This is a genomic window from Micromonospora sp. KC606 (assembly GCF_004348675.1).
Lineage (GTDB): Bacteria > Actinomycetota > Actinomycetes > Mycobacteriales > Micromonosporaceae > Micromonospora.
In genome coordinates this window covers 1-13,944 of the sequence record NZ_SMKN01000150.1, presented here as the reverse complement: position 1 = coordinate 13,944, position 13,944 = coordinate 1, and the positions used below count along the sequence as shown (strand labels likewise).

General features: G+C 73.9%; 15 protein-coding genes. 4 read left to right on the top strand and 11 right to left on the bottom strand.

From position 1 onward, the window contains the following. Positions 1–812: RDD family protein (locus E1193_RS22965; protein WP_132185260.1), on the top strand; the 812-nt coding region annotated here is incomplete at its 5' end. Continuing rightward, on the top strand, positions 809–1,912 hold the full coding sequence (gene hisC / locus E1193_RS22960; protein WP_132185259.1) for a histidinol-phosphate transaminase: 1,104 nt from the start codon (positions 809–811) through the stop codon (positions 1,910–1,912). The genes E1193_RS22965 and hisC, both read left to right, overlap by 4 nt. Here the strand turns inward: hisC and E1193_RS22955 are convergent. From E1193_RS22955 to E1193_RS22930, 6 genes are all read right to left on the bottom strand, one after another. Then, positions 1,848–2,339, bottom strand: a complete 492-nt coding sequence (locus tag E1193_RS22955; protein ID WP_132185258.1) for a hypothetical protein — start codon at positions 2,337–2,339, stop codon at positions 1,848–1,850. The genes hisC and E1193_RS22955 overlap by 65 nt on opposite strands. 59 nt (positions 2,340–2,398) lie before the next feature. Then, entirely contained in the window at positions 2,399–3,652 is a 1,254-nt protein-coding gene (locus tag E1193_RS22950; protein WP_132185257.1) for a PQQ-binding-like beta-propeller repeat protein, read from the bottom strand. Positions 3,653–3,887: 235 nt separating this feature from the next. Further along, a complete protein-coding gene (locus E1193_RS22945; protein ID WP_132185256.1) occupies positions 3,888–4,370 on the bottom strand; it encodes an SRPBCC family protein in 483 nt (160 codons plus the stop codon). A gap of 116 nt (positions 4,371–4,486) precedes the next feature. Beyond that, on the bottom strand, positions 4,487–4,696 hold the full coding sequence (locus E1193_RS22940) for a DUF397 domain-containing protein (RefSeq protein WP_132185255.1): 210 nt from the start codon (positions 4,694–4,696) through the stop codon (positions 4,487–4,489). A gap of 159 nt (positions 4,697–4,855) precedes the next feature. Further along, positions 4,856–6,055, bottom strand: a complete 1,200-nt coding sequence (gene fahA, locus E1193_RS22935; protein ID WP_132185254.1) for a fumarylacetoacetase — start codon at positions 6,053–6,055, stop codon at positions 4,856–4,858. Beyond that, a complete protein-coding gene (locus E1193_RS22930) occupies positions 6,052–6,918 on the bottom strand; it encodes a hypothetical protein (RefSeq protein WP_132185253.1) in 867 nt (288 codons plus the stop codon). The genes fahA and E1193_RS22930 overlap by 4 nt, the downstream gene beginning before the upstream one ends. A gap of 96 nt (positions 6,919–7,014) precedes the next feature. Here E1193_RS22930 and E1193_RS22925 point away from each other — a divergent pair, with 96 nt between their 5' ends. Next, the gene (locus tag E1193_RS22925; protein WP_132185252.1) at positions 7,015–8,205 is read left to right on the top strand and encodes a cupin domain-containing protein; all 1,191 of its coding nucleotides are present in this window, start codon (positions 7,015–7,017) and stop codon (positions 8,203–8,205) included. A gap of 43 nt (positions 8,206–8,248) precedes the next feature. Here the strand turns inward: E1193_RS22925 and E1193_RS22920 are convergent, their stop codons facing one another. From E1193_RS22920 to E1193_RS22900, 5 genes are all read right to left on the bottom strand, one after another. Continuing rightward, a complete protein-coding gene (locus E1193_RS22920) occupies positions 8,249–10,057 on the bottom strand; it encodes a choice-of-anchor D domain-containing protein (protein ID WP_165945806.1) in 1,809 nt (602 codons plus the stop codon). Between the two features lie 178 nt (positions 10,058–10,235). Next, entirely contained in the window at positions 10,236–11,255 is a 1,020-nt protein-coding gene (locus tag E1193_RS22915; RefSeq protein WP_132185250.1) for a tetratricopeptide repeat protein, read from the bottom strand. Continuing rightward, entirely contained in the window at positions 11,252–11,740 is a 489-nt protein-coding gene (gene ispF / locus E1193_RS22910) for a 2-C-methyl-D-erythritol 2,4-cyclodiphosphate synthase (RefSeq protein ID WP_132185249.1), read from the bottom strand. The genes E1193_RS22915 and ispF overlap by 4 nt, the downstream gene beginning before the upstream one ends. Positions 11,741–11,790: 50 nt before the next feature. Then, entirely contained in the window at positions 11,791–12,486 is a 696-nt protein-coding gene (gene ispD, locus E1193_RS22905) for a 2-C-methyl-D-erythritol 4-phosphate cytidylyltransferase (RefSeq protein WP_132185248.1), read from the bottom strand. A gap of 48 nt (positions 12,487–12,534) precedes the next feature. After that, on the bottom strand, positions 12,535–13,020 hold the full coding sequence (locus E1193_RS22900) for a CarD family transcriptional regulator (protein WP_007073334.1): 486 nt from the start codon (positions 13,018–13,020) through the stop codon (positions 12,535–12,537). Positions 13,021–13,352: 332 nt separating this feature from the next. On the opposite strand from E1193_RS22900, the gene E1193_RS22895 reads away from it, so the two are divergent. Next, positions 13,353–13,944, top strand: a 592-nt coding sequence (locus E1193_RS22895; protein ID WP_132185247.1) for a hypothetical protein, incomplete at its 3' end; no start/stop codon positions are given.

Sequence of the window (13,944 nt, the reverse complement as noted above, 5' to 3'; positions counted from 1 at the left end):
CGCCCGCACCGGGCCAGCCGCCCGGCGGTTGGCCACCCGGCGCCCCGCCGCCCGGCGAATGGCCGCAGATCCACGGTCAGCCGCAGATCCACGGTCAGCCGCCGGCCCACGGTCAGCCGCCGGCCGGTTGGCCGCCGGGTGCCGGCCCCGGGCACCCCCAGGGGCCGCCGCCCGGGTGGCCGTACCCGACCTGGACGGGTCGTCCGCCGCTGCCGCGCCCGCACGGGCTGCCGCTGGCCTCGTACGGGGCACGGCTGGTCGCCCGCCTGATCGACTTCGGCGTCCTGTTCCTGCTCAGCCTCGCCGCGAACAGCGTGCTCATCTGGCGCTATGTGCAGGAGGTCTCGCCCTACCTGAGCGAGGCGTGGCGCCGCGCGATGGCCGGTGACACCTCCCAGGAGGGACTGCCGGCGGTCGGCCAGCAGGCCGACGGGCTGATGCTGGCCATCCTGCTGATCACCACCGCGCTCTGGTTCGCCTACGAGGTGCCGGCGATGGCCGCCGGTGGGCAGACTTTCGGCAAGCGGCTGGCACGGGTGCGGGCCGTGCCGGTCGAGGCGGACCAGCCGCTCGGCTTCGGCCGGGCCGCCCGCCGGTGGAGCACCCTCGGCCTGCCCACCCTGCTCTGGTACTGCCTCTGCTTCGGCCTGGTCCTCCAGTTCGTCGACGCCGTCTCCGCGCTCTTCGACCACCCGCTCCGGCAGGCGCTGCACGACAAACGCGCCCAGACCGTGGTGGTACGGCTGCCGCGCGCCGACGCCACCCGCACCGCTCCGCCCGACCGTGCCGACCCCCCGGGAGAAACCCCATGACCGACACCGGACGTCACCAGCCCGCGCTGCGGCTGACCCGCGCCGACCTCGACGCGCTGCCGAACTACGTGCCGGGCCGCAGCCCGGCCGACCTGGCCCGCGAGCTGGGCCTGGCCGAGGCGATCAAGCTGGCCAGCAACGAGGTGCCGTACGGCCCGCTGCCCGGTGTGGTGGAGGCGGTCACCGAGGCGGTCACCGGTTCGCACCGCTACCCCGACATGGGCGTGGTGGCCCTGCGTCGGGCGCTCGCCGAGCGGTACGGCGTGGACGCCGAGCGGATCGCCACCGGCTGCGGGTCGGTGGCGTTGGCCGAACACCTGGTCCGGGCCACCTGCCTGCCCGGCGACGAGCTGCTCTACTCGTGGCGGTCGTTCGAGGCGTACCCGATCATCGCGGCGACCAGCGGCGCGGCCAGCGTCCGGGTGCCCAACGACGCCGGGCACGGCCACGACCTGGCGGCGATGGCCGCGGCGGTGACCGACCGGACCCGGATGGTGCTGGTCTGCAACCCGAACAACCCCACCGGCACCGCGGTAGGCAGGGCCGAGCTGGACCGTTTCCTGGACACGGTCGGCGAGGACGTGCTCGTCGTCCTCGACGAGGCGTATCGCGAGTTCGTCACCGACCCGGCGGTGCCCGACGGCCTGACCTACCTGGACCGGCCGAACGTGGTGGTGCTGCGCACGCTGTCCAAGGCGTGGGGCCTGGCCGGGCTGCGAGTCGGCTGGATGGCCGCGAGCCCGGCGGTGGCCGCCGCCGTCCGCAAGGTGGTCACTCCCTTCTCCACCAGTCTGGCCGCCCAGGCCGGCGCGCTGGCCGCGCTGGCCCAGGCCGACGAGATGCGGCGGCGCTGCGCGCTGGTCGTCGCCGAGCGGGACCGGGTCACCGAGGCGCTGCGCAAGCTGCTCCCGGACGTGCCGTCCAGCCAGGCCAATTTCGTCTGGTTGCCGCTGGGCGACCGGGCGGTGGAGTTCGGCCGGGCCTGCGAGGCGCGCGGCGTGATCGTCCGCCCGTTTCCCGGCGACGGGGTGCGGGTCACCGTCGGCACTCCGGCCGAGAACGACGCCTTCCTGGCCGTCGCCGAGTCGGTGCTGGCCTGACCCATCCCGCCGGTCCGCCTCGGCGAGGCGGACCGGCGGGATGGGCGGCGGGCACGGGCTGCCGGAAGCGGGTCCGGCGGCGGTGGACGTACACCGCGAAGAGGGCCAGCACGAGCCCCGAGGTGACCAGGCCACCGGTGAGCACCTGGCCGGTGCGGTCGTCGCGGGCGGCTGCCGCGGCCGGAACCGGGCCGAAGCTGATCGGGCCGGTCGCTGTCCGCTTCGTCCAGCCGCTGCCGAGGGCCAGTTTCGCCGCCCACGGGCCGTCCGGCAGGCGGCGGTCCAGGTGCACCCGGATGACGGCGGTGCCGCCGAGCGGGAGCGTCCTGGCCTCCGCCTTGACCGAGCCCGCCGACAGCCCGCCCGGCCCGTCGGTGAGCCACAGCTCGCCGGCCAGGTCCAGTGCACGCCGGCCGGTGTTGCGCACCTCGGCGGTGACGTACGGCTGACCGTCGGATAGAGGCTAATGTCCGTTTTTCGGGCAAGTCACGTGGCAGCGAGCACCACCGGCTCGGACATCAGGAAGTACGCCTGGTCGTCGTCGTCGGGCCCGGCCCGCTCGCGCAGCCGCTCGACCGCCAGGTAACCGTCCGCCGCGTACGCCAGCCCGGGCTGCCACGCGATTCCGTCCCGCCCGACGGTGAGCGGGAACCGGGACCGCTGCGCGCCGGTCGTCGGATCCAGGGTGACCAGGTCCCGTTGCTCGGTGAGCACGTGCACCCGGCCGGGGCCGACCGCGAGCACCCGCACCGGCCCGAGGTCACCGCGCTGCCAGCGCCGCTTGCCGGTGCGCGCCTCCCAGCCCTTCAGCACCGGACCGTCGCTGCCGATTACGAACTCTCCGACCAGCGTGCGGTCCGCGGCGTCCAGGGCGGGTGCGGCGACCGGCCCGCCGGCCCCGACCAGCCAGCCCCGGCCGGCCGCGTCGCCAGGGCCGGAGGTCCGCAGGCCCCGACACCGGGAGCGCGGGGTCAGGCAACCCAGCGGCATCACGGTCAGTTCCGGCCCGGCCGCCGGGGGACGCCAGCGGGTCAGCACCGCCCCGGTCGCCACGTCACGGAACTCCACGGTGGCTGGCGTCGCGCAGGAGTCGAGGATGAGAACCCGCCCGTCGGCGGTGGTCCCCAGGGCGGTGCGGCAGCCGGCGTCGCCGCCGGCCCGCCACAGCTCGCGCCCGTCCGCTACGGCGTACCCGCGCAGGTGCCCCTCGCCGGCAGCGACCAGCACCGGACGGCCGTCCGGTCCGGTCGCCACGAAGAGGCCACGCGGATCCCAGACCACGGCCGCCCCGGTACGCCGGGCGGCGAAGCCCGCGCCGGGCGGCGGGCCGTCGACCCGCCAGGCCACCTTCCCGGTACGCCCGTCCAGCGCGACGAGTTTCCCGTCCGACCAACGGCTGACCACCGTGGCGTCGCTCACCAGCACCCCGTTGAGCTGCGCCGGCCAGCGACGGTACGACCAGAACGGGGTGACCCGGTACCGGCGGTCGGCGGGTTGGTCGGCGTAGACCTGGCGCTGGGCCGCGTACACCCGGAGCCGACCCTCGACGACCAGCGGCGCGGCGGGCAACCGCCCGATCACACCGACGGCGGGCGTGACCGGCGGCGGCAGGTCGCCGCGGGCGGGGGTGACCACCTCGGCGGGGGCGAGCACGCGGTAGCCGATGCCGGCGACCGCCCCGACGGCGAGCAGCGCCGCCACGGCGACCAGGACCCGTCGCCGGCCCTTCGGAACACCCATGCGCACCTCCGCCCGGCACCCTACCCAGGCATCCACCGAACAGACCGCTCAGGTCACGCCGCAGCGGTGAACCCGCGCGGACGAGCCGGGGGGTGATCGGGCGGGGTGATCGACTCCGGTCGCGGCGTCTCGGGGTGTCCGGCCGGCGGGATACCCCGACCTGCCGCAAGTCAAGTCGATCACGGACCAACTTTGGCCGGGACGCGGACCCCACCCCGGTCGGGTCGATCAGGTCCTAGGCTGCCGCCGCGTCGTCGGCCCGGGTGACGGCGGCGGCCAGATCGGTGAGGTCCCGGCGGATCGCCCCCTCCACAGCGCGGGCGGCCAGCCCGCCGAAGAGCAACGCCATCACCCGGCCGTACGACGCGGTTGGCACCGCCTCGTGCTCCACGGTGACCGCCGTGCAGCCCCGGCCACGCCGGCGGACGGTCCGCAGCGTCCAGGTGATCCGGTAGTCGACCCCGATGCCCGGGGAGCTCAGCACGAGCCGGTGCGGCGGCTCCGCGTCGCGTACCACGAACTCCTCCGCCTGCTCGCCACCGTCCGGGCGGGTGCGGATCTCCCGCCAGGCGGTGCCGGGGCCGAACCGCTCCGAGGTCAGCGGCTCGACGCCGCCGACCGTGCGCAGCCACCCCGCCCGGGTCGGCAGGTCCACCAGACGGGCCCAGACGTCGAGGGCCGGTGCCTCGATGAACTCGGTGACCGTGACCGTCGACATGGCGCACCTCCCGTGCCGTCCACGGTACGGCGGGTGCGCCACTCAGGGGAGTCGGCAGGCGAATTTTCCGTCGCCGGTGCCCGACCGGGGCACCGGCGCACTCTCCCCTCCGCTGGTCAGGGTCGGAAACGGTCGAGGCGGATCGCCTCGACGAAGGCGGTCCAGCCCGGCGGGCCGACGACGAGCGCCGGCCCCTCCGGGTCCTTGGAATCCCGGATACCGACCAGACCGTGGGTGTGCGCGAGGTTGTCGGCCACCTCCACGCACAGCCCCTGGTCGTTGGAACGGCTGCTGGTACGCCAGATCGCGCCCGCGAGATCGTTCATGCTTGTACCTCCTGTCCGCTGCGACATGCCACGCCGACCGACGGCCACGCCACCGCAGGGTGGCGCGGCGCGTCGCGTCGACCGGGGAATCCGGTCGATCAAACGCGGCAGGAGCGACTGCTGGTCGGACAGCGGGTGCGACCGGCGCGGGGAGGACCGTCAGCGGGCCGGCAGAATCCGCCCGGTCACCTCGCCCAGGGCGATGGTGGTGCCGTCCGGCCCGGGGGCGACGGCCCGGACGGTGACGCTGTCGCCGTCCTCCAGGAACGTGCGGGTTTGGCCGGCACCGACCGTGACCGGCTCGGCGCCGCCCCAGGTGAGCTCCAGGAACGACCCGACCTGGTCGCGCTGCGGCCCGGAGACGGTGCCGGAGGCGTAGAGGTCGCCGGTACGCAGCGACGCGCCGTTGACGGTCAGGTGGGCGAGTTGCTGGGCCGGCGTCCAGTACATGGTGGAGAAGGGTGGCTCGGTCATTCGCTCGCCGTTCCACTCCACCGTCAGCCGCAGGTCGAGACCCAGGTGGGGGGTGTCGCGGAGGTACGCCTGCACCGGCGGGTCCTGGTCGGGGGCCGGGACGAACGCGTCGGCGAGCGCGTCCAGCGGGGTCACCCAGGCCGAGATCGAGGTGGCGAAGGACTTGCCGAGGAACGGCCCGAGGGGCTGGTACTCCCAGGCCTGGATGTCCCGGGCGGACCAGTCGTTGACCAGCACCACGCCGAAGACGTGGTCGGCGAAGTCGGCCGCGGCCACCCGTCTGCCCAGGACACTCGGCACGCCGACCACGAAGCCGACCTCGGCCTCGATGTCCAGGCGTACGGAGGGGCCGACGGTCGGGCCCTGCCCGGTGGCGCGCTGCCCGGTGGGGCGGACGACCGGGGTGCCGGAGACGACCACCGTGCCGGCCCGGCCGTGGTAGCCGATCGGCAGGTGCTTCCAGTTGGGCAGCAGGGCCGGCTGGCCGGGGCGGAAGATCTGGCCGACGTTGGAGGCGTGGTGCTCGGAGGAGTAGAAGTCGACGTAGTCGGCAACCTCGATGGGCAGCAGCAACTCCGCCGCGTCGAGCGGAACCAGCAGCGGCTCCACCGCCGGGCGGTGCGCCGGGTCGGTGAGCAGGTCGACGATCCGCTGCCGTACCGACGTCCACTGGGGGCGGCCGAGCGCCATGAAGTCGTTGAGCGTGGGCCGGCCCAGGGTGCCGGCGGCGAGCACCAGCCCGACGGCCTCCGCGCCGGCCAGGTCGAGCACGAGGTCGGCGATCCGTACGCCGACGCGCGGTTCCCGACCGTCGTACCGGAACACCCCGTACGGCAGGTTGGTCACCCCGTACGGGGAGCCCTCCGCGCCCGTCACCCAGCTCATGCCTTGTTTCCCCCCTTCACCAGCCCCAGCCGGATCAGATCGGTCAGTGGTTCCAGGATGCTGCACGAGCCGAAGCCGACCCAGAGTGGACGCGCGTCGTCGCGGCGGATCCGGGCCGCCTCGACCAGCGGCCGGGGGTCGGCGGCGGTGAGCAGCGCGGCGACCGCCGTCAGGTCGGCGCCCTCGGCGGCGGCGAGGCTGGCGGCCAGCACGTTGCCGAAGCCGTGGTGGGTGAAACCGGTCTCCGGGTCGAGGTGACGCAGCGCGTGGTGCAGGCCGGCGGTCAGTTTGAACGGCAGTTCGCGGTCGCGGCAGGCGCAGATCACCGCGGCCAGTTCGGCCGGCGTGGGGAAGAGTTCGGCGGCGAGCCCGCCGGTGCGGAACTTCGCGGCGACCGGTAGCCCGGCGGCCCGCGCCTCGGCGAGCGTGTCGAGCGCGCCCATCAGGCCGAAGGTCAGCGGGATCTCGGCGTAGACGTCGACACCGTCCAGCCCGTCGACGAGCGCGCGCAGCGCGGCCAGGCCCGGCTGCGGATCCTCCCCACGCCTGGCGACCGCCACCTCGACCTGTCGGGGGATGATGCCGGCCGGCCCGAGGAACGACAGCGCGAGGGGTATCCGCGCGATGCCAGTGTCGCCGATGAGGCCGACGCCGAAGCCCTCGGCGCGGTCGACCAGCGCGTCAAGGCCGCCGGTGACGACCGTGGAGGCGGGCACCAGGAGCGGGCCGACCAGGTCGGCGTACCAGGCGGCGCGGTGTGCCCGGTGGGCGGCGACCGCGTCGGGCGGCGTCGCGCTGCCGGGCGGGAAGACCGCGGCGTCGTCCACCAGGCCGGCGAGGAGGCGGGGGACCTGCGTTGACACGACACAAGAATCTACGGGACGCTGTCAAGGAACGGACATCAGCGTCCGAATATCGGACGCACGCCGGGTCGGCGACGGGACGAATCGGGAGGCCACATGCCGTACTACCGCCGCGTCGGCGACGTGCCCCGTAAGCGGCACACCCAGTTCCGCCAACCCGACGGCCGCCTCTACACCGAGGAGCTGATGGGCCAGGAGGGGTTCTCCTCCGACTCGTCCCTGCTCTACCACCGGCACGCCCCGACCGCGATCGTCGCCGCCGAGGAGTTCACACCGCCGGCCGTCACCCGGGTGCCCAACCTGCCGCTCAAGCCGCGCCACCTGCGCACCCACCAGCTCGACGGCTCGGGCGCCGACCCGGTCCTGGGGCGGCGCCACCTGCTCGCCAACGACGACGTGCGGATCGCGTACGTGCTGGCCGACCGGCCGTCCCCGCTCTACCGCAACGCCACCGGCGACGAGTGCCTCTACGTCGAGGCCGGTGCCCTGCGGGTGGAGTCCACCTTCGGGGTGCTGGACGCGGTCGCCGGCGACTACGTGATCATCCCGACCTCGACCGTGCACCGGCTCGTCCCCACCGGCGACTCCCCCACCCGGCTGCTGGCGATCGAGGCCACCGGCCACATCGGCCCGCCCAGGCGCTACCTCTCGGTACGCGGCCAGTTCCTGGAGCACTCGCCCTACTGCGAGCGCGACGTCCGCGGCCCGGAGTCGCCCCTGCTGGTCGACGGCACCGACGTCGAGGTGCTGGTCCGCCACCGGTCCAGGGCGGCACGCCCGGATGGCAGCGGGACGGCCTGGACGCGTCATGTCTATGCCAACCACCCCTTCGACGTGGTCGGCTGGGACGGACACCTCTACCCGTGGGCGTTCTCCATCCACGACTTCGAGCCGATCACCGGCCGGATCCACCAGCCGCCACCGGTGCACCAGACCTTCCAGGGCCCGAACTTCGTCATCTGCTCGTTCGTGCCGCGCAAGGTGGACTACCATCCGGACGCCATCCCGGTGCCGTACCACCACCACAACGTCGACTCCGACGAAGTGCTCTTCTACACCGGCGGCAACTACGAGGCCCGCCGCGGCTCCGGCATCGGGCAGGGGTCCATCTCGCTGCACCCGTCCGGCTTCACCCACGGGCCGCAGCCGGGAGCGGCGGAACGCGCCATCGGCGTCGACTTCTTCGACGAGCTGGCCGTCATGGTCGACACGTTCCGCCCGCTGGACCTCTGCGACGCGGCGACCGAGTGCGAGGACGACGGGTACGCCTGGACCTGGGCACGTTAGCCTGATCCGTCAGGACGGCCACGCGGCCGCCGCGCACAGCTAGCTACCGGGGTCGCCGGGTGCCGACCGGGCGGGATGGTTGATACACCACGGGGGTGGCCCGGGACGTGGCGGGGGCTCCGGCGCCGTGGGTGTTCGACGCGATGACCTGCACCCGCACTCGGAAGCCCACATCGGTGCCGATGAGCCGGTACGTAGCGGCGGTGGCGCCGCCGATCGCGGTGCATCCGGTGCCCTGGCCGGTGCAGCGCTGCCACTGGTACGCGTACGACGTGGGCTCGCCGGTCCAGCTGCCCGGCTGCACGGTCAGCAGGCCGCCGGCCCTGGTGGATCCGGTGATGCTCGGCGGTGTGGTGGTCACCGGGACAGCCCCCCGACCGGCGCCGGTCAGCGGCACGGCCTGCGTGGCCCCGGCCGGGTCCTGGGTGTCGCCGTCGTTGTCGGCCAGCGTCAGCGTGCCCTGCTGGGCTCCGGCGGCGGCCGGGGCGAACGAGACGCTTATCGTGCAGTCGGCCCCGGGTGCCAGCGGCACGGCGGCGCCCGCCGCCTGGCAGGTGGTCGAGGTCAGGGCGAAGCCGGTGCCGGCGACGCTGATCCGGGCGACGCCGAGCGGCCGCCCGCCGGTGTTGCGCACGGTCACCGAGCGGGTGGTGGTCGAGCCGAGGCTCTGGTCGCCGAAGTGGACCCCGCCGGCCGGTTCCAGGTGCACCTTCGGCGGGGACGCGGCGTACTGGTAGGCGCCGATGTCGCAGGAGTCGGCGTAGAGGAACAGTCGGGTCGCACCCCGCTGGTCGGTGCCGCCGCACAGCCCGGACGCGGCCGGGACGGCGTTGCGGGCCGGGCTGGTCACGGCCAGCGCCCGGGTCTGCGTCGGGCCGCCGTTGTCCGCCAGCCCGCTCACCTGGGGGTCGCCGATCACGTCGCCGTTCGCCGGGTCCGGCCCGCACGACGAGGCATTGTCCATCAGGTTGTAGCGACCCAGGATGGGAGTGTTGTGGCAGTTGGTGCTGTGCCCGCTCAGAATGCTGGCGGCGAGCGTGACTTCGGGCTCCGTGCCGTAGGCCGCGAGCGCGGTCCCGTTGTTGTTCACGATCGTGTTGTGGACTCCGTTGAGTCTCTTCGGGACCCGCGTCCAGCCGGCAAACAAGACCGCGCCCCCACGCCCAGTGGCCGCCGCGTTGCCGCTGATCGTGGAGTCGTGTAACTCGACCAGACCGTCGCTGGCGATCGCACCGCCACCTCCGAGGTGCCCCGTCCCGGTGACCGAGTTTCCGACGATGATGGAGCGCTGGACGGTGAGGGTGGCGGTGTTGTTGATGCCACCGCCAAGGCCGTAGGCGGCGTTGAACAGGATCGAGCTGTCCGCGATGGTCATGGTGCCGTCGTTGGCGACACCACCACCGACCTGCGCACTACTGAAGCCGACGGTGACGCGCTCCAGCCGAACGGTGCCAAGGTTCTCCACCGCTCCCCCGGCGTCGGCCGCCAACCCGTTGGTCAGGCCCATCCCGGTCAGCGTGACGTTCGAGGTGCTCGGCACGGAGACGACCCGGCCGGCCCGGTTCCCATTGATCACCGTGGCGCCGCTGCCCGCGCCGACGATGGTCAGCGTGAGATTGGGTGGCACGGCGAGGTTCTCGACATAGGTACCGGGTCCGACCATGATGCGGTCGCCGCTGCCGGCGATGGCCAGCGCCCCGGCGACCCTGCCGCACGGTCGCGCCTGGGTGCAGCCCTCCCCGGTGCCGCCAGCCGCGACATAGTGGATGGTCGCGGCTGGCGCGGCAAACGCGGGAAGGGCGGCGAGTCCTCCGCCGGCCACCAGAGCGGACGTGATCGTTACAGCGACCACTGTGGACCGGCGTACCGGCGGCCTGCTATCAAACAGCACTCGACGACTCCCCTTGTCGATCATCAGACGGCTGATGCTACGGGTGCCGCGCGCCGACGGGAGTCAACCATCCGACCGGAAAAGTTCGATGTCAGCACGAACCCGACACCCGCACCAGCCCCATTCTCACCTGGCCGGCCTAGCGGAACATCCGGGTGACCAGGGTCAGGCCGGCGGCGGTGGCCACCGCGATCGCCGCGACCAACGGCCACGGGCTGCCGACCAGCGCGTGCAGCAGGATCAGCAGCGGACCGGCCGCCACCGCCTGGATCACCAACGCCAGCACCCGGTCGGTGCGCCGCAGCTCCGGCAGGACCTCGTGGCGCAGCCCCGGCACCCGCGCGGCGAGCCGCCAGAGGGCGAGCCCGACCGTGCCCGCCACCAGCACCGCGACGAACCGGGAGAGCCCGCCGGCCACGGCGACCAGGAGGCTGCCGACCAGCGTCCAGGCCCCGCCGACCAGGACGAGTCGGCGGATCCCCTCCTCGACCGGCAACGCCTCGGCCCGCACCGGGTCGACGGTGGCCAGCTCGGAGACCCGTTCCAGGGCCTCGGCCCAACGTCGCCGCTCCAACCGGATGACGCCCGGCTCGCCCGCCGCCTCGGCCAGAGCGGGGTCGAGGCGCAGCGCCTCCCGGTAGGCCCGCTCGGCCAGGTCGAACAGCTGCAACCGGGCCGCGACCAGCGTGAGCACCAGATGCGCCTGCGGCTCGTCGAGCGCCAACTCGACCGCGCGCCACGCCGCGTCGAGCGCCTGCTGGCCGTTGCGCGCCTCGGCCAGGATCCCCGCGCCGGCCCGCTGCGCGTACGCGTCGGCCGGCCCGCCGGCCAGGATCTGGTCGGCGGTGGCCGCCGCCTCGGCGTACCGGCCCAGGTCGATCAGGGCGAGGGCACGGGCGACCAGCGGCGCGACCGCGCCCGGCGCGGCAGCCGAGGCGGAGCCGGCGGCGGCGAGCGCCTCGGCGGGTCGCCCCGCCGCCAGGTGCAGCCGGGCCAGCAGGGTCAACGCCGGCTCACCAGCCGAGGTGGCAGGGGCCAGCGCCGGCTCACCGCCCGGATCGGCGGAGGTCAGCTCCTCGACGGCCTCGTCGTAGCGACCCAGCTCGGCGAGGAGTTGGGCGCGGTGGAACGGGCTGTCCGCGTCGTCGTCACCGGTCACGGCCGGGCCGCCGGGTCGGCGTACACGAGGGCGACCGCGATGCCGGCGAGTCCCTCGCCGCGCCCGGTGAAGCCGAGCCCGTCACTGGTGGCGGCGGTGACGGTCACCGGGGCGCCGACCGCCTCCGAGAGCACCCGCTGGGCCTCCTCGCGGCGCGGCCCGATCTTGGGGCGGTTCCCCACCACCTGCACCGAGACGTTGCCGATCGCGAAGCCCGCGCAGCGGACCCGTCGGGCCGACTCGGTGAGCAGTGCCAACCCGGACGCCCCGGCCCACTGCGGCTGGTCGACGCCGAAGTTGGCGCCCAGATCGCCGAGCCCGGCGGCGGAGAGCAACGCGTTGCAGGCGGCGTGCGCCGCCACGTCGGCGTCGGAGTGACCGGCCAGGCCGTCCTGCCCCGGCCAGTGCAGGCCGGCCACCCAGCAGGGCCGGCCGGCCGCGAAGGCGTGGATGTCGGTGCCCACGGCGACCCGAGGAACGATCATGGCCCCGAGGGTACGCGCCGACCGTGGGCCGGTGCCGGTGACGCCCGATGTCAACGGCCGGTGGTCAGCAGGTGTTCGGCGAGTGCCAGGTCGAACGGACGGGTGATCTTCAGCGCGTACTCCGAGCCGGGCACGCACCGGACCGGGACGCCCTGCTTCTCGACCAGCCCGGCGTCGTCGGTCAACGGATCACCCGCGGCGGCGTGCGCGGCGGCCAGCACACTGCGCCGGAAGCCCTGCGGAGTCTGCACCGCGCGCAGCGCGGCGCGGTCCACCGTGCCGAGAACCATCTCGGCGGCCCCGACCTGCTTGATCGTGTCGACCACGGGGAGGACCGGGATGACCGCGTCGTCGCCGGAGCGGACCGCCGCGGCGACCGACTCGAACAGCTCGGGCGGGGTCAGCGCCCGCGCCGCGTCGTGCACCAGCACGATCTGCGGCCCCGGCGGCACGGCGGCCAGGGCGGCCGCCACGGAGGCCTGCCGCTCGGCGCCGCCCGGCACCACGGTGACCGGCGCCACCGGGGCCAGCAGCTCCCGTACGGCCGCCACCCCGGCCGCCGGGGCGGCCACCACGATGGTGTGCACCGACGGCGCCGCGGCGACCCGGCGCACGGCGTGCACCAGCAGCGGCTCGCCGCCGAGCAGGCGCAGCGCCTTGGGTGCGCCTGGGCCGAGGCGTACCCCGGCACCGGCCGCAGGAACGAGGACCGCGACGTCACCGCGCGGATTGAGCTGCGCGGTCACGTCGCGGTCCTCGGGTTCGTTCGCTACGGGGTGGGTACGCTGTGGAAATCAGGCCTCGGTCAGGACCTTGTCGAGCAGCGTCTCCGCCTCGTCCTTGGTGCTCTTCTCGGCCAGGGCGACCTCGCCGACGAGAATGTCGCGGGCCTTGGCGAGCATGCGCTTCTCACCCGCGGAAAGACCCCGCTCCCGCTCCCGACGCCACAGGTCACGCACGACCTCGGCGACCTTCAGCGGGTTGCCGGAGGCCAGCTTCTCCAGATTCGCCTTGTAACGCCGCGACCAGTTGGTCGGCTCCTCGGTGTGCGGTGCGCGGAGCACGTCGAAGACCTTCCCGAGGCCCTCTTCGCCGACCACCTCGCGCACACCCACGATCTCGGCGTTCTCGGCGGGCACCCGGACCGTCAGGTCACCCTGCGCGACCCTCAGGACGAGATACTGCTTCGGTTCGCCCTTGATGACCCGAGTCTCGATTGCCTCAATGAGTGCGGCCCCGTGGTGGGGGTAAACAACGGTCTCGCCGACACTGAAAACCATAGGTTCGAAACCCCTTTCGCTGTGTCTAGGGTAACACGCTCAGGCACCGATGTCCCACCGCTGTCCTGACCGTTGGCGCAGCTCAGGGGCCCTGTGAGAGGTATTTCTTCAGCTTGACAGGCGGTCAAACCGATGATTTGAACACACTCCGTAACGAATAGATGACAACCCGGTAAGGGTGATCGGAGCGTGGATTTCTGAGGCTGTGCGCTCGTCCCATGGTATCCCGCCGCCGGCTCGCGCGCCCAGATCTGGCGGGAGGAGGGCCGGTGCGGGACGCTGGAGGCAGCCGCCGTCGTTCGTGAGCCGCTACAACCGGGGGTCCGATGGGCATGCCTGACGCAGAGGGCCACGGCCCGTCCGAGGGGCTGCCCGACCTGCCACCACACTGGGGTCGGGTGGTCATCCCGGACGATGCCTCGGCGCTGGCCGAGGAGGCCGCCCAACTCCGCCGCGAACTACGCCGCCAGGAGGCCAGCACCCGCCGGCCGGGCGACCGGCGCCCGCTCGTCCTGCCCGCCCTCGTCCTGCTGGTCTCGCTCCTCACCACCGTCGCCGCCCTGGCCGCCGTCACCTGGCCCCGGTCGCCGCGCAACCCCGACCGGCCCGGCGTGCCACCGTCCGCGTCGACGACGCCACCCGACCTGAGCGGGCGCCCGCTGCCGGCGCTCGATCTGGTCGACGCCAGCCAGTCTCCGGTGCCGCTGCGGCGGCTGCTGCCCGCGATGATCATCCTGGTGGACGCGTGCGCCTGCGCCGAGCAGATCACCGCCGCGACCACTGCCGCCCCGACCGGCGTCACGGTGGTCACCGTCACCGGCGGCCGTACCGTGCAAGCCGGTGCCGCCGACGGCGCCCACGCCCTCGCCGACCCCGCCGGCGGCCTGCGCGGCGCCCTGCGCCTCCCCCCGATCCCCGGCACCG

Bases quoted from the DNA above. Each gene is read 5' to 3' on its own strand.
- E1193_RS22950 (WP_132185257.1), bottom strand. From the start codon at position 3,652: ATGGGTGTTCCGAAGGGCCGGCGACGGGTCCTGGTCGCCGTGGCGGCG.
- E1193_RS22925 (WP_132185252.1), top strand. From the start codon at position 7,015: ATGCCGTACTACCGCCGCGTCGGCGACGTGCCCCGTAAGCGGCACACC.
- fahA (WP_132185254.1), bottom strand. From the start codon at position 6,055: ATGAGCTGGGTGACGGGCGCGGAGGGCTCCCCGTACGGGGTGACCAAC.
- ispF (WP_132185249.1), bottom strand. From the start codon at position 11,740: ATGATCGTTCCTCGGGTCGCCGTGGGCACCGACATCCACGCCTTCGCG.
- E1193_RS22940 (WP_132185255.1), bottom strand. From the start codon at position 4,696: ATGAACGATCTCGCGGGCGCGATCTGGCGTACCAGCAGCCGTTCCAAC.
- E1193_RS22945 (WP_132185256.1), bottom strand. From the start codon at position 4,370: ATGTCGACGGTCACGGTCACCGAGTTCATCGAGGCACCGGCCCTCGAC.
- hisC (WP_132185259.1), top strand. From the start codon at position 809: ATGACCGACACCGGACGTCACCAGCCCGCGCTGCGGCTGACCCGCGCC.
- E1193_RS22900 (WP_007073334.1), bottom strand. From the start codon at position 13,020: ATGGTTTTCAGTGTCGGCGAGACCGTTGTTTACCCCCACCACGGGGCC.